Origin of the sequence: Bdellovibrio bacteriovorus (assembly GCF_041888015.1) — a bacterium.
Taxonomy (GTDB): Bacteria; Bdellovibrionota; Bdellovibrionia; order Bdellovibrionales; family Bdellovibrionaceae; genus Bdellovibrio.
The window spans coordinates 327,604-350,123 of record NZ_CP168968.1 but is presented as its reverse complement, the minus strand read 5'-3'; the positions used below and the strand labels follow the sequence as shown (position 1 = coordinate 350,123).

The following is a 22,520-nucleotide window of genomic DNA, read 5'->3' as shown; positions in this document are numbered from 1 at the left end:
GACATTAATGCCAAGAAAAAGGGCTCCCATATCCGGAGCCCTTTTTCGTTTTTAAACTTCACAAATCTATTTACGGGAAAATCGAAACCTTTTCCGTGTTCAATTGAGCCACATCCAGAATGTCCTGACGACTGAGGCCCGCTTGAGAAGTACGAATCACAACCTGCATTCCCGCTCGAACATAGTCCTGCAGATCGGCTTTCGACACGGATGAATTCACATTCAAGATAAAAGATTTTGCTGCAGCCATCGCCAACAAATCCAACTTACTAAGCCCCGAACTGCCAGACAGAACCACAACCTGAACCCCGGCATTTAACAGCGCCACCAGGTTATCACGCGACAGCCGACTGCCATCCACATACAGCACATAGGTTCCAGTGGCAGCCATATCCAGCAAATCCTGATTGGAGTAGCTGGTTTTGCTGACAGAAATTCCGACATTCACGTTGGGATTGGCCAGCATCGCCTGAAGATCATTCTTACCCACAATACTGACCTGATTCTGGCAATAGGTGATGCGCGAGACTTTCGCGATCTCTGCCACATCCGTTGCGCTCATGTTCGTACCGCTGTTTTGCGAAAGACATTCCGAGAACTGCGGCGGCAAAGCCGCACTCACCGAAACCGAGAATAGAAATGCTGAAACAAGAATAAAGGATCTCATAAACACCTCACACCTTTAGTGTAGTGCCTACAAAAAATCCGGGTCTAATAATTTTACTGATATTTGCCAAACTCAGGAAGCGCCACACCAAGAGAGTCTGGCTTATTCGTCGAGGATGTAATTCAGAGGGTCCACGGCGGTTCCATTAATGCGAACCTCATAATGCAAGTGCGGCCCCGTCGAGCGTCCGGTATTACCCACCGCTCCGACAACATCCCACTTGTTCACACGCTGTCCGGCCTGCACATAAATCTGTGACAAGTGACCAAAGCGCGTTGTTACACCGTAACCGTAATCAACCGTAATCAGCTTTCCGTAAGACTCGTCGTAGCTGGCAAAAACCACCACACCATCCGCAGGCGCATACACCGGAGATCCCGGAGCTGCTGCGATATCAAGGCCCGCATGCAGTGCTGTTTTACCCGTGAATGGCGACACCCGGTAACCAAAACGTGATGTGATCCAACCCTTGGCCGGTTTCATATTAGGTGTGGAGTTCAGCAAACTCTGGCGTTCAGACAAGCTTTCCCAAAGATCAATAACACTTTGTTCTTTGAGCTGCGTTTCCTTTACGGCCTTATCAATTCTCACAACCAGGGAAGCATAGTCTTTGTCGGCATTTTCGTTTGCCAGTTCACCGGTCTGATCATTCAAAGGCTTTTTGTTGGCAAAGATCTGATCCTGCTCCGCCAACATCTCAGCGTCTTCACGCTGTTCCATTGGTTCGTATTCCTCCACCGGCTGACCGGCTGAAGGTTTCGCACCCATCGTCAGCTTGGTGATACGGTCATCCGCATCCACATTGGTGATCAACTTCAGTTTGGTCGTGAAAGTCTTCACACGCTCTAACGAGTTTTCCAACGCGCTGACTTTACTTTCAACCACCTGGAACTGTTTGATGAGCTGGGCATTTTCCGCCTTCAGGCGTTTATTTTCCATGGCCTGCAAAAGAAGGCCGAAATAATCCACCAGACCGGCAGCAAAGATGATGATAACAATCGCAGAAATAAAGGAGATGGCCTTAAGCCAGGCAGCCGAGAGCACAAGCTTACGGGTTTTCCCCGTCTGATTGCTCACTATAAACAGCGTGACTTTCTTTTTATCCAAAACCCTAGCTCCTTAAACAGACTTACTCGTGGAAATGCACCAGCATCACTGTGACGTTGTCATCTCCACCATTGGCCAAGGCTTGTTCTACACAGGCTTTAACGGCTTTGTCAGGTGTATTTTGATTTAAAATCTCAGAAATTCTTTTATCGTCCACAAGACCCGACAGCCCATCGGAACACATGAGGAAGATCTCTCCGGGGAAAATCTCGCGTTCAATGATATCTGGATAGACTTCACGCTCATAACCCACACTGCGTGTGATGACGTTTCGTCCCACAAACTGGCGAACCTGCTCTTCACTCATCACGCCGGCGCGCAATTGCTCGTTGATAAGCGAATGATCTTCGGTGATCTGCCACAGATTTGGACGTTTAAATAAATAGCAGCGAGAATCTCCGACATTTCCCACATACAGGTGCTTGCCGCGAATATAGGCCATCACCATCGTGGTTCCCATGCCTGCCAGCTCTGGACGTTCATTGGCTGCTTTATCGAAAATGCGCTTGGAGGATTCTTCGTAGGCTTGCAAAATCATTTCGCGGGGGGATTTCCTGTGCGCTTCCGGCTGCAGCATGATTTCTTCAACGGTTTCCACCGCCATGCTGGAAGCGACTTCGCCGCCTGAATGTCCACCCATTCCATCTGCCACGATAAAGAGGCCAAGCTCTCTATTGATGAGGCAGGAATCTTGATTTGAATCACGACGAAGACCTTTATCTGTCAGATACCACGAGTCAAATTTCATAGATGTTTCATTTTCACCCACTACTGACAGAAGAGTCAAAGTCTGGCCCTAGACTTGAGTCGCAATCTTTGAGGCCGACTCACCATCACCTCAATATCAAGTGTCATAATACCGATAGAAAGGGGTGAGGTCTTATGAAGAAGTCACCGTCTTTCAGAAAGTATATAGTGCTCTCCCTGGCTCTCCACGTTTTCGTGGTGGCGGGTTTCTACATCGCAGGACTTTTCAAACATGAAGCCCCCCTTAAAGAGACAGTCAGCATCGACTTTCTGACTCCGGACCAGCTTCAACAATTTGCCAAGGCTGAGCAATTAGCTCAAAAGAAAGCCTTGCAGGTGCCTGCGAACCAGGTCGTAGAGCAGAGTGAAACTTCAGCCAACGAAGAAGAGGTCGACACACGCTTTTTGAGTGCCAAAAACCAAAAGGTCGAGAAGCAAACAATGGCGGCTCAACGCGGCCAATTCCAGAACAAGAAGAAGGCCGAGGCCACCAAAAGTGGACCTAAAGGCGACGGTCGCCAAAAAACCGTGGCCAAGTCTGAAGACGCACAAAAGCAGATCGCAAAGGATCTTTTCAAAGGATTTGATGCCAGCGAGGCGCTGGAAAGACAGAAGCTGGCTGAACAAAAAACTGGACTGGGCGAAGGGCGTGGCACCGGAGAACAAAACACCGGAACCGGTTCTGAAGCCAGCCAATCCAATGATTATGTAAAAGACGTCGATAGAGGTTTGGAAACTCTTTTGAACACGCGCGAGTTTAAGTACTACTCGTACTACAATCGCATTCGCAAACAGCTTTCTCAACACTGGGAAGGCCGCGTTCGTGAAAAGCTCAGCAAAATGTTCAAAGAAGGTCGCTCTCCAGCTGCGACAAACCAGGATCGTATCACCAAGCTGATGATCGTTCTGAACGACAAGGGCACTTTGGTGCGCGTGCAAGTTCTAAGTGATTCCGGCGTTCGCGATCTGGATGATGCCGCAATTGAAGCCTTCCGTGCCGCCGCTCCCTTCCCGAATCCGCCCAAAGGAATTGTCGAAGGTGATGGCACTGTGAAAATCCGTTGGGATTTTGTTCTGGAAACCTAAGTGCTTTTCATGAGGCCTCCTCACTAAGAGGCCTCTTCGGACTTCCCCCGTGCAATTCAATTCTCTTCCTGCTATGAAGAGCCATGAACTCCACCACCACCGCCAAGTACAACATTCCCTTTGCTGCTTTGATTTTACTTTTAGCCAGCCTGACGGCTTTCGGACCGCTGTCGATTGATATGTACTTGCCTGCATTTCCTGCGATTGCAGAAAATCTGGGAGTGCCGCTGTCATCGGTACAGCTTTCTCTGGCATCGTTTTTTGTGGGCTTGGCAACAGGTCAGATTTTCTATGGCCCTTTAACGGATCGCTATGGGCGCAAGAAGCCTTTGTATGTGGGGCTGGGAATTTACGCTGTAGCTTCCGTGGTGTGCACGTTCACCAAAAATGTGGAAATGCTGATTGCATTCCGCTTTCTGCAAGCCCTGGGATCTTGTTCAGGCGTGGTGATTTCGCGTGCGATCGTACGTGATCTTTTCACACATCAGGAAACTGCCAAAGTCTTTTCGCTGCTGATGCTGGTTATGGGTGCCGCTCCTATTCTGGCACCGGTTTTGGGGGGACAGATCAGTGAGCACTTTGGCTGGCGCATGATCTTTGCTTTGCTGGCAGTCATCAGTACTTTGTGCATAGTGCTGATCGCCACCTTCCTTCCTGAGACACATCATCCCGATCAACGGGTGCATATTAAAGATTCGTGGAAAATTTATGGCAGCATTCTGAAGGATCGTAACTTTATGGGTTACGCTTTGGCCGGGGGCGCAGCCCAGGCTGGAATGTTTGCTTATATCACCGGATCTTCTTTTGTCTTTATCAATCACTTTGGAATTCCGGCAAAAAGTTTTGGCTGGGTGTTTGGCTCCAATGCCGTGGGTTTGATTTTATGTTCCCAGATCAACACCCGCCTGCTGAAGCGCCTGAGCTATGATGCCATTCTGGAAAAAATCTTTGTGGTGCTGGCTGTTCTGGGAGCTTTGCTGGCTACGGCAGGAATATTAAACTGGGGCTTCTGGGGTATCATGATTCCGCTGTTTCTTTTTATCGCAAGCCTTGGAATGACCTTCCCCAACTCCACGGCAGGAGCCATGGCGACACAAAAGAAAAGTGCGGGCAGCGCTTCAGCTTTATTGGGAACTTTGCAGTATGGTATCGCAGCCCTTTCTTCTGCAGCAGTCAGTCGTCTGCATAATGGCACGACGATGCCGATGTGCGTACTGATGGGGGGCTTTGGTGTGTTGGCGTTAGTTCTGCACCGGGTGATTATCAAAAGATCTCTGTGAGGTCGTTTGCCTCGGCGAATGAGGCAAGCTGCCCCCAAGCTTCTACACTTCCTGCTTTTATTCCATTTAAACGGACATAGCTTTTGCATTGGGGGTCTCTGAAAAAGGAGACCTCATGAAGAACCATCCCGCCAAACCGCCCACAACGAAACCGACGCAAAAAACAAGTCCTCCAATTCACAAACCCAGCCGCCATCAAGGCACGGCTAAACCTGATACCGGCCGCGTACGACGCACCCCCGATGGCACTATTGAAGAAAGTCACGAAGAGCAGGCTCCTTGAAAAGTTTATAAATTTCCCTTTAAAAACAGTGCCCTACGCAATCTGGGCACTGCATCCTTATCCGGACCTCTTCCTCTGAAAACCCATTGAAAATGAGGCCCTCAAAGCAACCCTTGCAAAGCCCCCTGTAATTAGAGCCAGAACTCTTGCCGCAGGGCTTAAACACGTGGACTCCTCTAGGGTAGAATGCTAGGTTGCAAGCGCATAAAAGACTGAAAAAACTTAGGAGAACCACGTGGATAACTCTACACTCAAAAACGCAAAACCTGAGGTTCTGGACTCTATCGCAAGACGCGCCCACTACCTGGCGACCCAGATGATCTGGCAAGCCAACCATCGTCCTGACAAAGAAAAAGGCGATCCAAAAATCGGTGGTCACCCTGCCGGTTGCGCAAGCTCCCTTCACATCATGGGTGCATTGCACTTGTTGGTAAAATCCGGCTTCGATCATATCGCCAACAAACCGCACGCATCCCCGACAGACCACGCTTACAACTACCTGTTGGACAATCTTCTTAAGAACGATCTTTCCAAACTTTCTTTGGAAGAAGCCAACCAGGCAATGCACGGTCTGCGTAAGTTCACCAACGGTGACGAGTTCGTATTCCAATCTTATCACTCTGCATACGATCCGGATCAGCACAACTTCTTCCCATCTGGCTCTGTAGGTATTCCACCTGTTGAAGCGGGTTACATGGCTTTGGCTTATCGCTATGCTCATGAACACGGTTACGACGTACCAGACGCTCACTTCTGGGCAGTTTGCGGTGACTCTGAATTCCGTGAAGGTTCCATGTATGAAGCAGTGCCTGACTTCTCTGAACGTGAAATCGGCAACCTGACCTGGATTCTGGATTACAACCGCCAATCCCTGGATGGTCACCGCTTGGTGAACAACGCTATCCTGGGTGGTACGGATGCAGACCGTGTTGAAAGAACAATGGCAGCCAACGGCTGGGAAGTGATCCAAGTTCGTCACGGCGCTAAACGTGAAGCTCTTTTTGCAAAGAAAGACGGCGAGACTTTCAAAACCTTCCTGGAAAAAGAACTGACGGACTATGACTTGCAAGCGTTGCTTTTGGTTCATGATCCAAAACTTCTTAAAGACAGCTTGATCAAAGACTATCCGACTCTTAAAAAGTTCCTAACGCCGATTGCGGATCAGGATGTTTACGAAGCACTTCGTGACTTCGGTGGACACGACATGATGTCTCTGGCAAAAGCGATGATGAAGTCCAAAGAATCCAAACGTAAACCAACGATCATCATTGCCCACACTCTTAAAGGCTGGGGCTTGAAAGCCGCAGCTCAGCAGGGCAACCACTCCTCCCTTCCTCACGAAGACGAAGTTGAAGAGTTGCGCGCAAAACAAGGCATCACTGGCGACACTCTTTACGCACGTTTCGAAGAAAAATCTGTTGAAGGTAAATTCCTGGCGGCTCGGGGTGAGAAAATCCTTGCTGACATCAAAGCTCAGAATGCATTGAAAGCAAAAAATCAGGAGTTCTTCCTGAACAAGCTTGCTGAGTTTGGCGACATGCCATCTTCTTTGGAAATCAACACGAAGATGACAAGCTACCCGCACACGCAATGGATGCTGGGCCAGTTGACTGCAAAACTGACTCGTATCTCCAACACATCCCTGAATGAATCTGAATTGAAAGCGGGCCAAAAAGCCCTGACTGCCAATGAAAAACCGTTCAAGCTTCCGGGCGAACTGTTTATCTCCATGGCTCCAGACGTGGGCACTTCGACGAACTTGAATCCAGCGATGGATGGTAAGATCTTCGGTGCTCAGGAAGTTGACGACATCGAAGCTGAGTTGGGCGTCAAAGATGACAAACTTCCAGACTTGGTTCCTGGCGAAGATGTTACGGATCGCTTCCTGCGTTTTGAAATCGCGGAAGGCAACGTTATGTCCTGCGTGGGTGCCTTCGGTAAAATGCGTGACGTTGTAGGCGTGCCAATCATCCCATTGATGACTGTGTACGACTTCTTCCTGAAACGTGCCTTGGATCAGTACTTCTACAATCTATACTGGAAATCTTCATTTATCTGCGTGGGTACTCCATCAGGTGTGACTCTTTCTCCGGAAGGTGCTCAGCACGGTTGGAAATCTGACGTTCAAATTCCAAATCAAATCACTTGGGAGCCATACTTCTGCCAAGAGCTTGACTGGATCATGGTGGACGCGATTCGCAGACACGTTCTGAACGACAACGTAGGCAGATCCGGCGTTCTGTTGCGCCTGGTGACTCGCGGTGCGGAACAAAAAGACTTCGTGAAGTATCTTTCCAAACAAGCTCGCTTCAAAGTGGGTCTGGAAGGCAAACTGTCCCGCGCGGAATTCCCGGTTGCAGGAGCTGTGAACGAAGAAGAAGTGGCAGCGATGAGCGAAGCAGAAATGTTCGCAACTGTTCGTGAAGAAGTGCTTAAAGGCGCTTACTTCCTGATTGATTACCGTGGTTACGCAGGCTACGAGCCAGGCGACAACGTAATCAATATCTTCGCAATGGGTGCCTTGGTGGCTGAAGCCATGAAAGCTTCTGAAGCTCTTCTGGCTCGCGGTATTTATGCCAACGTGATCGTGGTGACCTCATCTGATCTGTTGACTGGTATCCAGGCTCACGAAAATGATTACCACTACTTGCGCAATGAACTGGGCATCAACGCGGATCTTTACCTGAAAAAAGCAGAAGAGATCTCTACTGGTGATTTGATCACTGTCGCTGGTCGCCGCATCCCTGTAGTCAGCGTTCACGACGGTGAAGCGGGTCTGTTGGATAACTTGGGTTCTATCATTGGTGTACGCCAGGAATGCCTTGCGGTTCGCAAGCACTCCAAGTGCGGTCGTCCAACGGAGATCTACAAGTACCACCACCTTGACGACGCTTCCATCGTAGAAGCGTGCGGAAAAGTCCTTTCTGAAACCGCTCTTGAAAAAGTCATGGTGTCAGAACAAGCTTTGGGCGAAGCCAACCAGGCTTCCAACAAAGTGGCTCACTGGACTGATTTGTGGCCATCCGCCACCCACAGCCAGAAGCACTAATGCGCTACACAGAATTAGCTCAGCAAGAACTCCCCTTCGATGGGGAGTTCTTTTTAGCTCGCGAGAAGAAATTTGAAGAAGTCATCTTCTTCGTTCACTTCTTCGAAGGCAGCAAAAAGCAGCTTCTCCGCCATATCAAGCTCGTTAATTCCTGGGGCTTTGATGCCTTTGCCTTTCAGCTTCAAGGCGACCACAAAAATCTTCGTTCTCTGAAACTTCCGATCAGCGCCAAGGGCGGATTTGGCCTTAAACACGTCTATGCTGATCAAATTGAATCCCTGCTGAATCTGATTCCGGGAAAGAAAATCATCTTTTCGTTTTCTAATCCGTCAGCTTCTGCCATTGAAGCCATGGCCCGCAGAAATTGCAGCGACACTGTGGCACTGGTATGTGACAGTGGTCCTTCCGGACGCTTCCTGCCTTCGGCTTACAATCTCTATACGCATGAATACAAGATTCGTCCTTTACCTTTAAGATTGGCTCTCACACCCGTTTTAAGCCTGAGCTGGAGCCCCTTCCTGCACAAGGATCTTCATAAAGATCTGGCGACCTTCCCTGCGGGCTTCCGCATCCTGTCGATTCGCGGCTGGAAGGATCTGCTGATTCCGCCAGAACATATCGATGACGTCTTTGAGCCGCATACTCAACTTGATTGGAGCAAACTGTCTTTGCCGGAAGCCGGTCACCTGACAGGCCTGCGGGACTTTAAGGCCGAGTATGCTCCGACGCTGGAAAAGTTCCTTAAGCGCGTGGCCCAACCTTGCTCTTGAACAAGACAAAGGAATTTTACTAGGCGTTTGTTCCTTCTGTTTTTTATTCTGGTCCCTCATGGGGGGACTATGGCGAATAAAATCCGTCTTAAGATCGTTTTAGTTGCTGGCCTTCTTCTGGGCCTTTCATCCACCGCCTCTGCATTTAACTGGGGCGGGCGCAGCACCGGCTACCTTTACGAAAAGCTGTTCAACAATATGGGGGAACACTACCTTTCCCTGTTAGAAGACAAAGCCACTGACAATCCCAACAATCTGACCTCGGACAAACGTTCCATCTGCCTGAAACGCTACGGTGGAATTTTAAACGACGGCGTTCTGGATATTCGCATCGCTTTGGGGTACTTCGACTGGACAACCGGAAGCAATGTCGGCTATTCCGGGCGAAGTTACGGACTGAGTCCTTCCATGGACATTGGTGCCTTTGAAGCCCTGAAAGAGCTGCTAACTTCGCGCTGCAGTGGGAATGCGCGTTTCTGTGGATTCCAGCAAAGCTCTGAGGGCTCTTCCGTCTTTGTCCGCGATGTGATGATTCATGGGCGGCGCATCCAGGCTCGCGTGGAAATTCGCTTTTCTTCTCAGTCGGAAATTCTTTCGGACAACCTTGGCAGATACCGCGAACAACAGCGCCAAAGAACCCAGTATATGGAAAACTACTTCAGCAAGGCCCTGCGTGAAGCCGATGCCGTATTTTACTTCGGACACTCCCGCAATGGCGGGGGACCTGACTTTGCTCCGCCTGTTTTTATCGGCAGCACCAACAAATTGGATTATTCGGGTTACTACAAAGCCCAACGACCTGGATTTAAGAAAATGTTGAATGCACTGTCCTCCGGCTCCAAACAAGCCCCGGTTCTGGGGCTGATGTCCTGTGCCTCCCGCGACCACTTCCTTTCGCGCACCCGGGCAGCAGCTCCAAACTCTGGCATCATCACTTCCATGGATGTCTTAAATGTGGACGAGGTTTATACAGCGATGATTGGTGGAGTCGATGCGCTGCTGCGGGGTCAGTGCCAACAGAGCTTCTATCAATCCATCCGCATGACAAACAACAATCAGAAGTTCATCACCATGGATGGAATGTTTGAATAAACTCTGATTCACCCGGCTGTTTGTCCTAACTGAATTTACAAATATGTAAACGTCTTATTCCCGGCATTCAGAGTCCACCGAATGCCGTATAATAATCTTATCAAGGAGGAGATCTATGAGTCGGCTGGAACACCTGCCTCATCCAAGTCATTTGCCATCCTTAAATCATCACACACTGGCCTTTTTTACCAATGCCGAAGACGTCCGCAAAGCCGCCTCTGCTTTGATTAACATCGGCTTTCACGAAGCTGACATCAATATCTTTGAAGGTGACGAGGGGGTTGAAGCCGTGGATCTGGATTCCACCCATTCCGACCTGGTCGGCAAGTACTTCCGCAAGTTCGTGAAGTTTTCCGATGCGGCCGAATGGCACTTTTTAACCGAAGCGGATGATGAACTTCGACGCGGGCACGTGCTTGTTTGCCTGGTCACAATGAGTGATGAAGACAAGAACAAGGCCGTGCCGATTTTAAAGCGGTTCCATGCCTACGATATCCGCTATTGCACCGGCCTTTATTTCGAGGAGGTTGTCTAAAGGATTCTTCTGCGATAAAGCTGTCAGCTCACAAATGAGGTGAGTATGGCGGATTTGGAGTTTCATATCTATAAAGTTCCTTCTGAATATGGCGAGTGGCTGGCCGCCTTTGATCAGGATGAGCTTATCTTCTTGGGCAGCTATAACGCCGGAAAGAAGCTGGTCGAAGGCGATCTGGCTGATTTCTTCAAAACTCACTATGCTTTCAAAGTGGGATCCTTCGTTCCTGCCAAATGGAATCAGGGTAACTTCTGGACTCAAAAGCATAAAATCAAATTACAAGGCACGGAATTCCAAATGAAAGTGTGGTTGGAGCTTTTAAAGATTCCCGCAGGCAAGACAGTCACCTATTCCGAGCTGGCTAAGAAGCTGCGCCGCCCTTCCGCTGTCCGAGCTGTGGCGTCTGCTGTCGGCAAAAACCCCATCAGCTATTGGATTCCCTGCCACCGTGTGGTTGGGAAAAACGGCAATACGCTGAAATATCACTGGGGACCGGAAGTAAAAGAATATTTGCTGAAAGTGGAAGGCGCCCTTTAAAACTGCAAATCCAGAATCAAGGTCATTCCGGGGATACCGCGATAGTTGTCATCAGTATTAAAACCCAGCCCCGGAATCAACTGGTATGACAGCATGTTCTTGTAAAGAGTCTGACTCCAGGATGTGGAGAGGCTAAAGCCGGTCATGCGATAGCTGGGTTTGTTTTCTGATATCACAAAGAAGTTGTACGAGATGTTGGCGGTTTTATTAAACCACTGCCCCAAAGCCACACCGTTGGTCACCGTATAAAGGTGCGTTCGATCTTCATAGTCCCCTTCATTGATGAAGGTCAGGGTGAAGATTTTCGTCAGCAAGAAGTTAAAGTTGAAAGCCTGAAAGATCCCCGTCCCCTTGTCCGCATCAGCATAAAATTGCAGCTTGGGATTGACCCGATAATTCTTGCCACGCTCGGCGACGCTTTCAAAGGTCAAAGAGTTTGAAATTTTAAAAGACCCGGCAAAACTGATGTGTGGTTGAAAGGATGTGCGGACGTCACCCAACTTCTGAAAGAAGCCCAAGGTCGCCCCGTAATCCTGCTCACGCGGTGTTTGACGAAGATAGGTCTGACTGACACCACGCTCTTTGGTTTCATCATAGCTTGTGAACGTGATCATCCAGTATTCTTCCACATTCGGCAGACGCAGGTTCAGATTAAAGCTGGTCGCATCCGAGTAGTGATTCTTTTCATTATAATAAAAAGCCGACGAGATGGTCGCAGAGGTGGGATTTTTTTTACTGGTGTACTGACGGCCTGCCAGAAACAAATCCAGGCCCTCCGCCACGCCATCAAACCATTCAGAAATGGCGATATTACCGCTGATCAGGGACTCTTCGATACTTTCTGCGGGAGTTTGTTTGGCTGCGGGAGTCGTGGCGCTGGCAGGCTTGCGAGCCCACGCCCACGAGCTTGTCCCCAAAACAAGCAGGATGGAAACGAACGTCTTCAAAGATGTTGATGCTTTTTCCTCTTTCACGTTTTAGTCTCCAAACATGAATTATTTTAGACTCATCCTTTGCTTTCTGTCGCTGAGTATCTCACTTCTCGCTGCAAAAACAGCTTCGGCCTATATTCCACAGCGCGGAAATGTCTATGCGACGTTGGGTCCTTACATCTTCAAAACCAATTATGAAGGAAAAAAGTCCGACGAAAATGCCCTGAACTCGACAGGACTTGCCCTGGTTGCCAATGGCGACGTTGATAACAAAGGCAGCCTGGAAATCGCAGCCATTTATATGAACAAGCTCTTCTTCCGTGAAGATGACAACAAATATGTCGTCGAAAAAACTCAAGTGATGCACATCACTTTGGGATATCGTCGCTGGTGGACCCCGTCCTTCTCAAGCTCTCTGTCCGTGTACACGTCTTATCCCATGGGCAATATCACAGTTCTTCATAATGACTTCACTGTCGCTGACGACATGACCACCACAGCACGCTCTTCTTCTGAAACAGGTTTGGATCTGGCTCTGCAGGCAGAGCTCTGGAACAGTGGTCGGTATGCCATCGTGGCGGAAGGACGCTATTCCTATTCTTTGACCAAGAAAGCCCATGAATATGTAGATCAGTACGGAGGATCTGTCGGGCTTCGTTACTTCATCCAAAGTCGCGTGGCCGCCCCCAAAGAGCTGCGCCAACCCTAAAAGACTGGTTGTTTAACTTACTTAAGTTAATGTTTTTATTTGCTATTTTTAAAACACTAACTTTGGTCCATATTTAAAATACGCCCTTTACTTACATATAATTTACATAGTAAATTCATATGTAAATGGAGAGCGTATGAGCACCCTTGCCCTTCCCGAGTTAGCCAATATTCCTTTTGTCTCTGCCGAGCAATTGCAGCCACCGGCAGGGCTTCCCACCGGTGTTCGCCTGCTGGATGACTTCCTTCTATGGAAAGGATTGCCTCAAGGGGATCTGAGTCTTCTGCAGGGAACTCCCGGTACGGGGGCCACTTCTTTGTGGATTCGTATTGTTCAAGGGGTGCATTCCCAGAACAAATGGGCCGCGTGGGTGAATGGCGATACGCAACTGTTCCCAGCCCATCTGAACAACTATCAAATCAATCTGAAAAAACTGCTCGTGGTGAAAGAGCCCAAAGATCAAGAACAACTGTTCTGGCTGCTGCAAGAACTGATCACCAGTTCCCTGTTTGAAGTCATCGGTTGCAACCTGAAGGAAATGTTTTTAAAGAATCACCAGCTGCAAAAACTAAAACGCCTGTGCCGCCTGCACAAAGTGGCTTTGGTTTTTGTGAATCAGAAGGCCAGCAAATTTGTGAATCCTCTTTTCAGTCTGATGATTCACTTTCAACGGGATTTTATCACTATTCAACGCGCACTTCACCGTCCAACACCATTCAATCTGGCTGGGAGTATGATCCATGCGAACTTTATGCATCAATTTAAAAACACCACAAGAAAGCTCCTCAGCTGAGGCGTTTTTAGTACTGAGCCCCCGGGTTCAGTTCCGCTTCCCCCATTTTATTTTCGTGGACATCGCCTCCACCCAGCACCTTTTAGGAGGAGAGCGCGGCTGTCTGGAAAAAGCCCTGGAAATTGCCGGAAAGTTTTCATCCGATGCCGCCGCTGCTATTGCTGACACAGCCCCTGCCGCCCAGATGCTGGCGAAGTGGCGACCTTCGCACATTTCCCTGCGTGGGAAAGAACAGGAAAGCTTCAAAGGCTTGGGACTGGATGCCTTGAAAGATCTGGAGGGGCTATCCCCGTGGGCGCAGAAAAAACCGATTGAGCACATGATCGCCTTTTTTCACACCTTGGGCGTACATGGATTGGAAGATGTTTTAAATTTCCGTCTGAATTCACTGCGGGAACGCTGGGGGGATTTCGGTGTTTTACTTTGGAATCGTTTGCATTCTCAGGACTCTCAAGTCATTTCACCTCTTGTGCCTCGCGACCCTCTTGTGGGCTATGGCTACCTGGATGATCCCATAGGGTCTGCGCCCTTGTTAATGGTGCGCCTGAAAGTGCATTTGGATGTGTTATTTGCGCGTTTGCTGGGATTGGCCCGTCATGCGCAGCGACTGGATGTGGTTTTACACTGTGAGTATTCAGACAAACGCTATAACATATCGATTGAACCCGTCAGTCCCACCCGCGATCAGAATCTTTTTGAGGATCTGTTGCTTAAAAAACTAGAACAGCAAGTTCTGGAAAATCCGATCCGTGAATTTGAAATCACTCTGTTTGATGTGCCGGAAAAAATCCAGCAGCTGGATTTCTTTGAGCCCCGGGACAACACTGAGGACCGCTGGCGCCGCCTGATCAGTTTTGCCAAACAATCCCAGTGTGAAATGGGCTTTCTGCAAATGGAAGCCAGTCACTTTCCCGAACAAAGCTTCCGCCTGGTGACGGACTGGCCTGAGGACTTTAAACCTCAGGATCTGGTGGAAAGACAGGACGAAGCTTTGCAGATCAAATCAGTCTATGCAAAAGCTTTGGCTTCCAGCCCACGCCCGTCCCTGCTGCTGGAAAAACCGCAGGCACTGAGCACTGGCGAAGTGCAGAAACTTCGCTTTGTTTCGTCCCTTCCCAGTGAACGTATTGAATCGGCCTGGTGGCAGATCAGCGTTCAAGATTTAAAAAACAGAGATTATTACTTTGCGCTCTCTCATCAAGGTCAACTGCTGTGGGTTTTCAAAGATCGCATAAATTCACAGGTTTATTTACATGGGTACTTTGACTAGTAAATCTTTAGCTCCGTCACAGAACTCACGCCTGCCAGCCAAGCCCCGGCCGCGGGCCAAAGGATTCGTCGAACTTCTGGGTCGCAGTAATTTTTCATTTCTGCAAGGGGCATCCAGTCCTGAAGAAATGGTGTCGCAAGCCGTGGAGTTTGGCTACGACGGTATGGCACTGTGTGATCTGAATGGTCTTTACGGCGTGGTCCGTGGTTTTCAAACCATTCAATCACCGTCTTTGTTTACGGCTTCGCCGCAAGTAAAGGAAGGCTTTCATTATCTGATTGGTTCCGAGCTGACTTTGACCGATGAAAGTTCCATCGTGCTGATCCCGATGAACAAACAGGGCTATTCGCACCTGTGCGAGATTCTGACTTTGGGAAAACGCCAGGCCGCCAAGGGATTTTCAAAACTCAGTCTGGAACAGATTGAAAAATACAATCAAGGTCTTTTGTGCCTGGCCATTCCGCCATGGACGGACGAACGCTATGAAAGACTTGAAAAGATTTTCGACAACCGCCTGTATCTGCCACTGTGGCGGGATCTGACCTGGGAATCGCAGGAATTCTGCCGGCAGGGCTTTGCGCTGGAAGAAAAATACCAGGCCCGTTTGTTTGTCAGTCAACGCCCGTTCATGCACAGCCCGGAACGCAAACCTTTGTTTGATGTTCTAACCTGCACGCTTCATCACACCACTTTGGCAGAGGCGAAAAATAAACTGATTCAGAATTCCGAAAGATGCTTAAAAAGCCTCGATGATATTTCATGGCTTTGGCAGGACCGGCTTGATCTTGTGGAAAAAACTGTGGAGATCTCGGCACGTGTGACGTTTTCATTAAACGAGATACGTTACCGCTATCCCGCATCCAGCTTACCTTTCGGGATGACGTCCACCGAACACATGCGCGATTTGACGATGAAGGGAGCGCAATGCCGCTACCCTGAAGGCATTCCTGAAAAAACCTTAAAACAAATCGAACACGAGCTGGAACTGATCAAGGATTTGCAGTACGAGGATTATTTTTTAACTTTGAAAGAGATCTGTGATTTCGCTTCATCCAGAGGAATTCTTTATCAGGGCCGTGGCTCAGCCGCCAATTCGGTGGTGTGTTTTTGCCTGGGATTAACCGCGATTGATCCGGTGAAAATGAATCTGTTGTTTGAACGTTTTCTGTCGCGTGAACGGCGCGAGCCACCGGACATTGATATCGACTTTGAACACAGCCGTCGCGAGGAAGTGATTCAGCATATCTATGAAAAATACAACGAACGCCATGCCGCCATGGTATGCACGGTGATTCGTTATCGTTCCCGCATGGCCATCCGTGAAACCGCCAAGGTGTTCGGCATGCCACTGACCAAGATCAATGCCATGATCAAATTCATGGGCCGCGATGGAATGAAGCGCCTGCTGGATCCCGCCGTGGCAGCGGATTTCGGCATGGAACCGGGGCCGTGGAAGATGTTCATGACCCTGGCTCAGCAGCTGCACGGATTCCCCCGTCATCTGGGGATTCACAGCGGCGGTTTTTTAATCACTCAAGATCCCATCACCGAAATGGTTCCCGTCGAAAAAGCCACCATGGATGGGCGTTATGTCATTCAGTGGAACAAGGACGACGTGGATTTTCTGCGTCTGATGAAGATTGACATTTTAAGTCTGGGAATGCTGACTTGCCTGCGCAAGTGCTTTGATCTTTTGCGTGATGTGAAAGGCCAGAACTACAGCCTTGCCACTTTGCCAGCCGATGATAAACCCACTTACGACATGATCTGCCGCGCGGAAACTGTCGGTGTCTTTCAGATTGAATCCCGTGCGCAGATGAACACTTTGCCCCGCATGCAGCCCAGAAACTTTTATGATCTGGTGATTGAGATCGCCCTGATCCGCCCGGGCCCATTGCAAGGGGGCATGGTGCATCCGTTCTTGAAGCTGCGCCAGAATCGCCCCAAAGAAATCAAATATGCCCACCCCGCGCTGGAACCTATTCTTGAAAAAACCATGGGGGTTCCCATCTTTCAGGAGCAAGTGATGAAGATGGTGGTGGCCGTGGCCGACTTCACTCCGGGGGAAGCCGATGAACTGCGCCGGGTGATGTCTTCAGCCTGGAAACGCAAAGCCACCATGGGCGGCATCGAACAGCGTCTGCGCACGGGGTTTGCCCACCATGGAATCTCCAACGAGTACGCCGATCAGATTTATAAAACCATCGAGGGTTTTGCCAACTATGGATTCCCGGAAAGTCATTCGGCCAGTTTTGCACTCTTGACCTATGCCAGTTGTTATCTGAAATGGCATCATCCGGATGTCTTCACTTGCTGTCTGTTAAACAGTCAGCCAATGGGTTTCTATGCTCCCCGCACGCTCATTGCCGAAGCTCAGCGCAATGGCGTGAAGGTCGCACCACTGGATGTACAAAAATCCGATTACGACTATACACTGGAGGAAAAAGACGGCGCTCACCATATCCTGCGTGTGGGCTTACGCTCTATCTATGGCTTGCCAGCCCCGCTAGCTCAACGAATCGAACAGGCCCGCAAAGAAGAAGGTCCCTTTAAGGATCTCACTGATTTTATTCAGCGCACGGGCCTGCCACGAAGTATTTTATTGAAACTTGCAGCTGCGGGAGCTTTTGAGTCTTTCAACAACAATACTCGCGAACTGATCTGGCACTTGGAAAGCTTAAGTCTGGATCAACACAGCTTCCTTTGGGGACACCCGAAGGAACAATTTGAACTTGGCGATGATGAAGATGAACCTGAGCACCTGCCCTTTGAATCCAACTGGGATCGACTGCGCCGGGAATACGACAGTAAGGGATATTCTGTTGATGCTCATCCGATTTCCATTTTGAGGTCTTACCTGCAGGGAAAAAGTCAGTCTTTAATTCTTCAGCGCTACGTCCCTTACATGAGCTCAGAAGAGCTTAAACGTTTTAAAACAAAAACCAAGGTGCGGGTGGCGGGCCTGGTTTCCATCACACAAAGACCCCCCACCGCAAAAGGAATGTGCTTTATCACGCTGGAAGACGAGTTCGGATTTATGAATATCGTCATTCATCCGGAAATTTATCAGAAATACCGACCGACCATTTACACCCGGTCCTTGCTGGAAATTCAAGGCCATCTTGAAAAAGTCGGCGGGATCACCAATATCCGAGCCGAACGAGTGTTGCCTCTGACCTGAAGCTGGTGTTATGGTGCCGACATGATCCGCGAAGCCATTGAAATGATTTTCACTCCAGCCACTCCCCTTGCCAAGAAATACGGTTTTTTGTATCACTCGATTTCTTTAAAGCACCGCTATGAGCGCTGTGAAAAGGTCTGGCTTCCGCATCTGAAAAACTGCCAGGACATCTTTCTGCAAAGCATTCAGGATCTGCCCCAGAAGAAATCCGTGGTCGTGCTGGGAAGTGCCCACCTGCATGAAATTCCCCTGCATCTATTGGTGAATAACTTTGAATCCATCACTTTGGTGGATGTTGTGCATCCGCTCAAACATCATTGGACCGCGAAAAGAAATCCGCGCCTGAAGCTTGTCACTATGGATCTGGGCGGTTCCCTGGCTGAACTTGAAAAACTCAAATCGTTGCAGGATCTGAAGAACCTGATTCAGGAGCTGTCACACAAAGAGCTGTTCCATTTCGAAGCTGATTTGATTGTGTCCGGAAATCTACTTTCCCAACTGGCACTGCTTCCGATGGAAGCGTTGGAAAAGTTCACCAAACAAAACCTGAGCCTTGAGGAAAAAGATGAGATCTGTACGGCCTATGGGGAAATCCACCTTAAGAATCTGCGTTCTTGCAAAGGAAAGAAGCTGGTTTACAGCGATCGCGCCGTCACCTATCGCGATCCGGAAGGGAAAATCACCTATAGCGGTTCTTACCCTGTCCACTTTGACGGCTTCACGAAAATAAAAGATTGGAACTGGATGCTGGCCCCATTAAAAGAGGCCTCCAAAGACTATTCCATAGAAATGAAAGTCGAAGCTTATACTAGCAGCGAGGTCCGTTAGAGCAGGAAAGCGAAACTCCTGTTTCATCCAATTTGAAGAAGTTCAAAATACGCTCTTCTTCTGTCTTGCCATCCAAACACAAGCTACGGAAAGCTTTTTTGACTTTAGCTTTTTTTGCCTCGATGTCTTTTCCATCCTTCAAGAGAGCATTAACTACTTTATAGCCCCATAAGTCAGCTTGAACCTTAGCAGAACCTCCTGCCAGACAAGCCTCAGTCTTATCATCTGACTTTGCTCCACGCAGCCTCATTTGCACTGCGATTTCACGGGTCAAATCAAAAACCAAACTCAAAATACGGTCTTCTTTATCCACGCCTGCGTTTCTTAACAAACGGCCTGGACACAGAGCAATCACACCATTCGGACCACCACCAGGAACAATAGACAGGGAGGCATTCTTACCACCATCCAAGCCACAGGTCTCTTTCAACTGTGTCACCACTTGATCTTTGAAAGTAAAATGATTCGTCAATGTCTCTGTCACAGAGAACACCAAAGACGTATTAATAATACTGAACAGGTGGCGCTTGTCGTCTTCAGACATGCCTTGTTCCTTTTCGACCACACCAATCAAAGCCGTGCGGGCGATTTCAGCTGCTTCCATCACATCAGCGTCGTACTTATAAAGAGCCTGATATTCTTCGTCGGCCTTTTTCAGCAGTTCAGAATCCAGATTCAGCGCTTTCTTGTCTTCACTCAAAGCTGCAAAGCTGGCAGGGGAACCATCAAAGTCTTCGCTCAAACCATGAGCCTTCTTCAAAGAGCTCAAGGCATTCTTCGCCAGCTCGGCCTGCGCCTTGGTCCCTATATTACTCAAGCCTTCACAGATGACCAGGGCTGGTTTATCGCACATACTGACGGTCTTACCATCAGGAACAGTCTGTTCAGCTTTTGCTTTGGGGCCTTCTTTATTTCTGTACTTCCGTGCGTAATCAGAGTCACTTTGGGCACAAGCGGTAAGTCCCAAGCTCACAGCAAGAATAAGACTGATTTTTTTCATAACTGCTCCTTCTCTATACGCATGAAGACAAAAAAGTGTCACTTCTTCGCCTGAAAGCAACCCCAATGAGGCTCGCCTTCACCGATATAAGAAAGCAATTGCGGGGCCAGTGAGCCGTCTCAAAATGAATCAACCTCAGAAACAATGTTCCCAGATAAATTTGAAGCAATTCTGTCATAACCCTATGTTGCACACGTTGACAGGAATATTAAGGGCGCTCATAACCAAGGCACTAAACAAAAGGGGTTTAATATGAAGTCCATCATCGTGCTGGCAACTATGCTAACACTTTCTCTGAACAGCTATGCTGATCAAAACGTTAACTCAAGCAGCCTGGAATTTTCCAAGGAAGCTGTGGAAATGGCGCCTCAAGGTTTGTTGCCATTTATTGGTTTCGGTGGTGGTTACACTGGCAACAACGACAATGTTCCTGTCGAAGGCACTCCCGTTTCCTTGAAAGTCCTAGGTTCTTACTACTTGGCACAACCGTATGTGTTTGATGCGGGCTTTGGCATCTCCAATCAGCAGTTCTCTCAGTCCGGCGCAAAAGACACCGCTGTCACTGGCTCTAGCCTGGAATTGGCAGCACGTTATCGTTTTGCTAACGCTTGGCAGGCTGGTCTTGTGGCCAACCATCTTTTTGAAATGGGCTCTTCCTATGCGGCTTCTCAAGGTGATGCACAATTCGTAGGTTTGCAGGCCCTGAAAGAATTCTCTATCGCCAAAGGTTGGCTGGCTCGCGTTGGTGGACGTGCAATGACTGAAACCAACAACACTGGCGAAATGGTGAACATGTACATGATAGACCTTCAGTTGGGTTGGAATCCACATGCTCAAGCAACAACAGTGAAATCTGTCGCCGCGGCACCGAAAGTTCAGGCTGCTCCGGTTGCCAAAACAATCGAAGTTAAACCAGCTTCCGCTTTGGAATACATCAACTATGCTTCCTTTGAAAACGGCAACAGCATCTTCTTCCAAGAGGCCAGCTACAGCATTGATGCAAAAAATCAAGCTCAATTGAAAAAATTGGCGACCCTGCTGCAAAAGAATAAAAATCTTTTCAGCAAAGTGGAAGTTCACGGTTACGCAGATATCTCCGGATCTGAAGCACTGAACCAGTCTCTTTCTGAAAAAAGGGCGGAGCAAGTAAAGGCTCAACTGATCAAGGGTGGTCTGAATAAAGAAAATATTGTGGCTTTGGGCAAAGGCTCCAGCCAGGCTAAAGAAGTTCTGGCTCAAGATCGCAAGGTTGAACTTCTGTTCACTGGCGTAAAAGACGAAAAAGCTCTGCAAAAAGCTTTGGCTCTTTAAAAAACTCCACAAAAAAAGGGCTTCATACGAAGCCCTTTTTTATTTTCTATTTTTTAATAGCGACAAAAAGACCTTCATAGGTAGGCACGATCGCGGACTCATAAAGCGCCGGATCTGACAGCCGCTTGTTGAACTCTTGCATGATATTGATCTGCTTGTCAGAGAATCTTTGCGTGGGTTCTCCCCACACTCCTCCGGACAGGAAGATATTGTCCGCCAGAATCAATCCGCCAGAACGCAGATTTTTTTCCGCCCAGGTCAGATAATCAAAATAGGCCGCTTTATTGCCGTCGATAAAGACGCCATCAAAAGGGCCTTCACTGGACAGCTTTTCCAATTCAGCGCGGGCATCCCCCATCACCAATTGTATTTTCTTTTTGCTTTGATCCAGCTTTGCGAAAGCCTGTGATGCATAGTCACCATGACGTGGCTCTTTTTCCAACGTCCACAGCGTACCGCCTTCTGGCAGAGCCTCGAAAATATATTGCGCTGACAATCCCGTCAGGGTCCCGATCTCTACAAACTTACGGCAGCCATGAAGACGGACCAATGTGCCCACCAACTGTGCCTCGGCAGGATTGATACTGATGCGCCCCAGGTTCAACTCATCAGCAAACTGGCGGGAAAGTTTTTTCGGCTCTGACTCTTCAGTGAGAAGAGACAGCATGTATTCTTCTTTGTTGGTTAACACGGATTCACGCATACCCCATCCTCGCATATTCCAGCTATGAAGTTAACAGGAAGTTAATTTGCCCGCTTCGCCCGACAGCGCATAGCCTTTTCTAGATATAAACTTTATCCATTGACGGAGGTTTTTTATGCATTTTCAATCCACGACTTTGAAGGTTGTAACATCACTGGCTTTGATTCTGACTCTCGGGGCTTGCGCCAATAAATACAAGAAAGACAGTGAAAATATGGTGAGTTCCCAACGGTCCTCGGATCGTGGACCACAATCAGCTCTCTCAGGCGCAGCAAGGGATCTTAGCAAAAGCACCAAGTTTTCCACCCTTTCCCAGAATATCCGCTTCCATGTCGGCAGTTCCGAACTCACCGCCTCCAGTCGTCGCGCGCTGGATGAGATTGCCTCGGAAATGAAAAAGACTTCAGGCTCGTTTGAAAAAATCCGCATCGCCGGTTTGGCCGACCCTCAGGGCGATACCAGTCGCAATCAGCGACTTTCTGAAGAGCGTGCTGACCGCGTGCGCGACTATCTGATTTCCAAAGGTGTGCCGGATACAAAACTGGAAACCATCGGCAAAGGTGCCGTCGCACGGGACACTCTGGGCACAGCTTCCCAAAGAGCCCGCGACCGCCGCGTGGACTTTGAGATTGTCGAATAA

General features: G+C 48.8%; 21 protein-coding genes. 15 read left to right on the top strand and 6 right to left on the bottom strand.

Features of this window, described 5'->3' with window-relative positions:
* Positions 1-70: 70 nt before the first annotated feature.
* The 3 genes from ACES2G_RS01785 to ACES2G_RS01775 all read right to left on the bottom strand — a co-directional run bounded on the left by ACES2G_RS01785 (position 71) and on the right by ACES2G_RS01775 (position 2,522).
* Positions 71-667, bottom strand: a complete 597-nt coding sequence (locus ACES2G_RS01785; protein WP_347358794.1) for a hypothetical protein — start codon at positions 665-667, stop codon at positions 71-73.
* Between the two features lie 102 nt (positions 668-769).
* Positions 770-1,774: a M23 family metallopeptidase gene (locus tag ACES2G_RS01780; protein ID WP_347358795.1), complete on the bottom strand. Its 1,005-nt coding sequence runs from the start codon at positions 1,772-1,774 to the stop codon at positions 770-772.
* 22 nt (positions 1,775-1,796) lie between these two features.
* Positions 1,797-2,522, bottom strand: coding sequence for a Stp1/IreP family PP2C-type Ser/Thr phosphatase (locus ACES2G_RS01775; protein WP_347358796.1), 726 nt, complete (start codon positions 2,520-2,522; stop codon positions 1,797-1,799).
* Between the two features lie 134 nt (positions 2,523-2,656).
* On the opposite strand from ACES2G_RS01775, the gene ACES2G_RS01770 reads away from it, so the two are divergent.
* From ACES2G_RS01770 to ACES2G_RS01735, 8 genes are all read left to right on the top strand, one after another.
* A complete protein-coding gene (locus ACES2G_RS01770; protein ID WP_374001142.1) occupies positions 2,657-3,607 on the top strand; it encodes a TonB family protein in 951 nt (316 codons plus the stop codon).
* An 83-nt stretch (positions 3,608-3,690) separates the two neighbouring features.
* The gene (locus ACES2G_RS01765; protein WP_374001141.1) at positions 3,691-4,887 is read left to right on the top strand and encodes a Bcr/CflA family multidrug efflux MFS transporter; all 1,197 of its coding nucleotides are present in this window, start codon (positions 3,691-3,693) and stop codon (positions 4,885-4,887) included.
* A 115-nt stretch (positions 4,888-5,002) separates the two neighbouring features.
* The gene (locus ACES2G_RS01760) at positions 5,003-5,170 is read left to right on the top strand and encodes a hypothetical protein (RefSeq protein ID WP_347358799.1); all 168 of its coding nucleotides are present in this window, start codon (positions 5,003-5,005) and stop codon (positions 5,168-5,170) included.
* A 235-nt stretch (positions 5,171-5,405) separates the two neighbouring features.
* A complete protein-coding gene (locus ACES2G_RS01755; RefSeq protein WP_374001140.1) occupies positions 5,406-8,219 on the top strand; it encodes a pyruvate dehydrogenase in 2,814 nt (937 codons plus the stop codon).
* Complete coding sequence (locus tag ACES2G_RS01750) at positions 8,219-8,989, top strand: alpha/beta hydrolase (RefSeq protein WP_347358801.1); 771 nt, start codon at positions 8,219-8,221, stop codon at positions 8,987-8,989. The genes ACES2G_RS01755 and ACES2G_RS01750 overlap by 1 nt, the downstream gene beginning before the upstream one ends.
* 69 nt (positions 8,990-9,058) lie before the next feature.
* Complete coding sequence (locus ACES2G_RS01745) at positions 9,059-10,081, top strand: hypothetical protein (RefSeq protein WP_374001139.1); 1,023 nt, start codon at positions 9,059-9,061, stop codon at positions 10,079-10,081.
* Positions 10,082-10,196: 115 nt separating this feature from the next.
* Positions 10,197-10,616 (top strand): hypothetical protein, encoded by a 420-nt coding sequence (locus tag ACES2G_RS01740; protein WP_347358803.1) that lies wholly within the window; start codon positions 10,197-10,199, stop codon positions 10,614-10,616.
* A 45-nt stretch (positions 10,617-10,661) separates the two neighbouring features.
* On the top strand, positions 10,662-11,153 hold the full coding sequence (locus tag ACES2G_RS01735) for a methylated-DNA--[protein]-cysteine S-methyltransferase (protein WP_374001137.1): 492 nt from the start codon (positions 10,662-10,664) through the stop codon (positions 11,151-11,153).
* Here ACES2G_RS01735 and ACES2G_RS01730 read toward each other — a convergent pair.
* Positions 11,150-12,127, bottom strand: coding sequence for a hypothetical protein (locus tag ACES2G_RS01730; protein WP_374001134.1), 978 nt, complete (start codon positions 12,125-12,127; stop codon positions 11,150-11,152). The two genes, ACES2G_RS01735 and ACES2G_RS01730, sit on opposite strands and share 4 nt — an antisense overlap.
* A gap of 16 nt (positions 12,128-12,143) precedes the next feature.
* On the opposite strand from ACES2G_RS01730, the gene ACES2G_RS01725 reads away from it, so the two are divergent.
* The 5 genes from ACES2G_RS01725 to ACES2G_RS01705 all read left to right on the top strand — a co-directional run bounded on the left by ACES2G_RS01725 (position 12,144) and on the right by ACES2G_RS01705 (position 18,866).
* Positions 12,144-12,794, top strand: a complete 651-nt coding sequence (locus ACES2G_RS01725; protein ID WP_374001133.1) for a hypothetical protein — start codon at positions 12,144-12,146, stop codon at positions 12,792-12,794.
* 136 nt (positions 12,795-12,930) lie between these two features.
* Entirely contained in the window at positions 12,931-13,587 is a 657-nt protein-coding gene (locus tag ACES2G_RS01720; protein ID WP_347358807.1) for a recA protein, read from the top strand.
* Positions 13,535-14,857 (top strand): hypothetical protein, encoded by a 1,323-nt coding sequence (locus tag ACES2G_RS01715; RefSeq protein ID WP_347358808.1) that lies wholly within the window; start codon positions 13,535-13,537, stop codon positions 14,855-14,857. Before ACES2G_RS01720 ends, ACES2G_RS01715 begins: the two co-directional genes overlap by 53 nt.
* Positions 14,841-18,038 (top strand): error-prone DNA polymerase, encoded by a 3,198-nt coding sequence (locus ACES2G_RS01710; protein WP_374001132.1) that lies wholly within the window; start codon positions 14,841-14,843, stop codon positions 18,036-18,038. Before ACES2G_RS01715 ends, ACES2G_RS01710 begins: the two co-directional genes overlap by 17 nt.
* Positions 18,039-18,059: 21 nt before the next feature.
* Positions 18,060-18,866, top strand: a complete 807-nt coding sequence (locus tag ACES2G_RS01705) for a hypothetical protein (RefSeq protein ID WP_347358810.1) — start codon at positions 18,060-18,062, stop codon at positions 18,864-18,866.
* Here the strand turns inward: ACES2G_RS01705 and ACES2G_RS01700 are convergent.
* Positions 18,847-19,866: a hypothetical protein gene (locus ACES2G_RS01700; protein WP_374001131.1), complete on the bottom strand. Its 1,020-nt coding sequence runs from the start codon at positions 19,864-19,866 to the stop codon at positions 18,847-18,849. The genes ACES2G_RS01705 and ACES2G_RS01700 overlap by 20 nt on opposite strands.
* Before the next feature lie 252 nt (positions 19,867-20,118).
* Here ACES2G_RS01700 and ACES2G_RS01695 point away from each other — a divergent pair, with 252 nt between their 5' ends.
* Entirely contained in the window at positions 20,119-21,177 is a 1,059-nt protein-coding gene (locus ACES2G_RS01695) for an OmpA family protein (protein ID WP_374001130.1), read from the top strand.
* A gap of 46 nt (positions 21,178-21,223) precedes the next feature.
* Here the strand turns inward: ACES2G_RS01695 and ACES2G_RS01690 are convergent, their stop codons facing one another.
* Positions 21,224-21,880, bottom strand: coding sequence for an O-methyltransferase (locus ACES2G_RS01690; RefSeq protein ID WP_374001129.1), 657 nt, complete (start codon positions 21,878-21,880; stop codon positions 21,224-21,226).
* 115 nt (positions 21,881-21,995) lie between these two features.
* On the opposite strand from ACES2G_RS01690, the gene ACES2G_RS01685 reads away from it, so the two are divergent.
* A complete protein-coding gene (locus ACES2G_RS01685) occupies positions 21,996-22,520 on the top strand; it encodes an OmpA family protein (RefSeq protein WP_374001128.1) in 525 nt (174 codons plus the stop codon).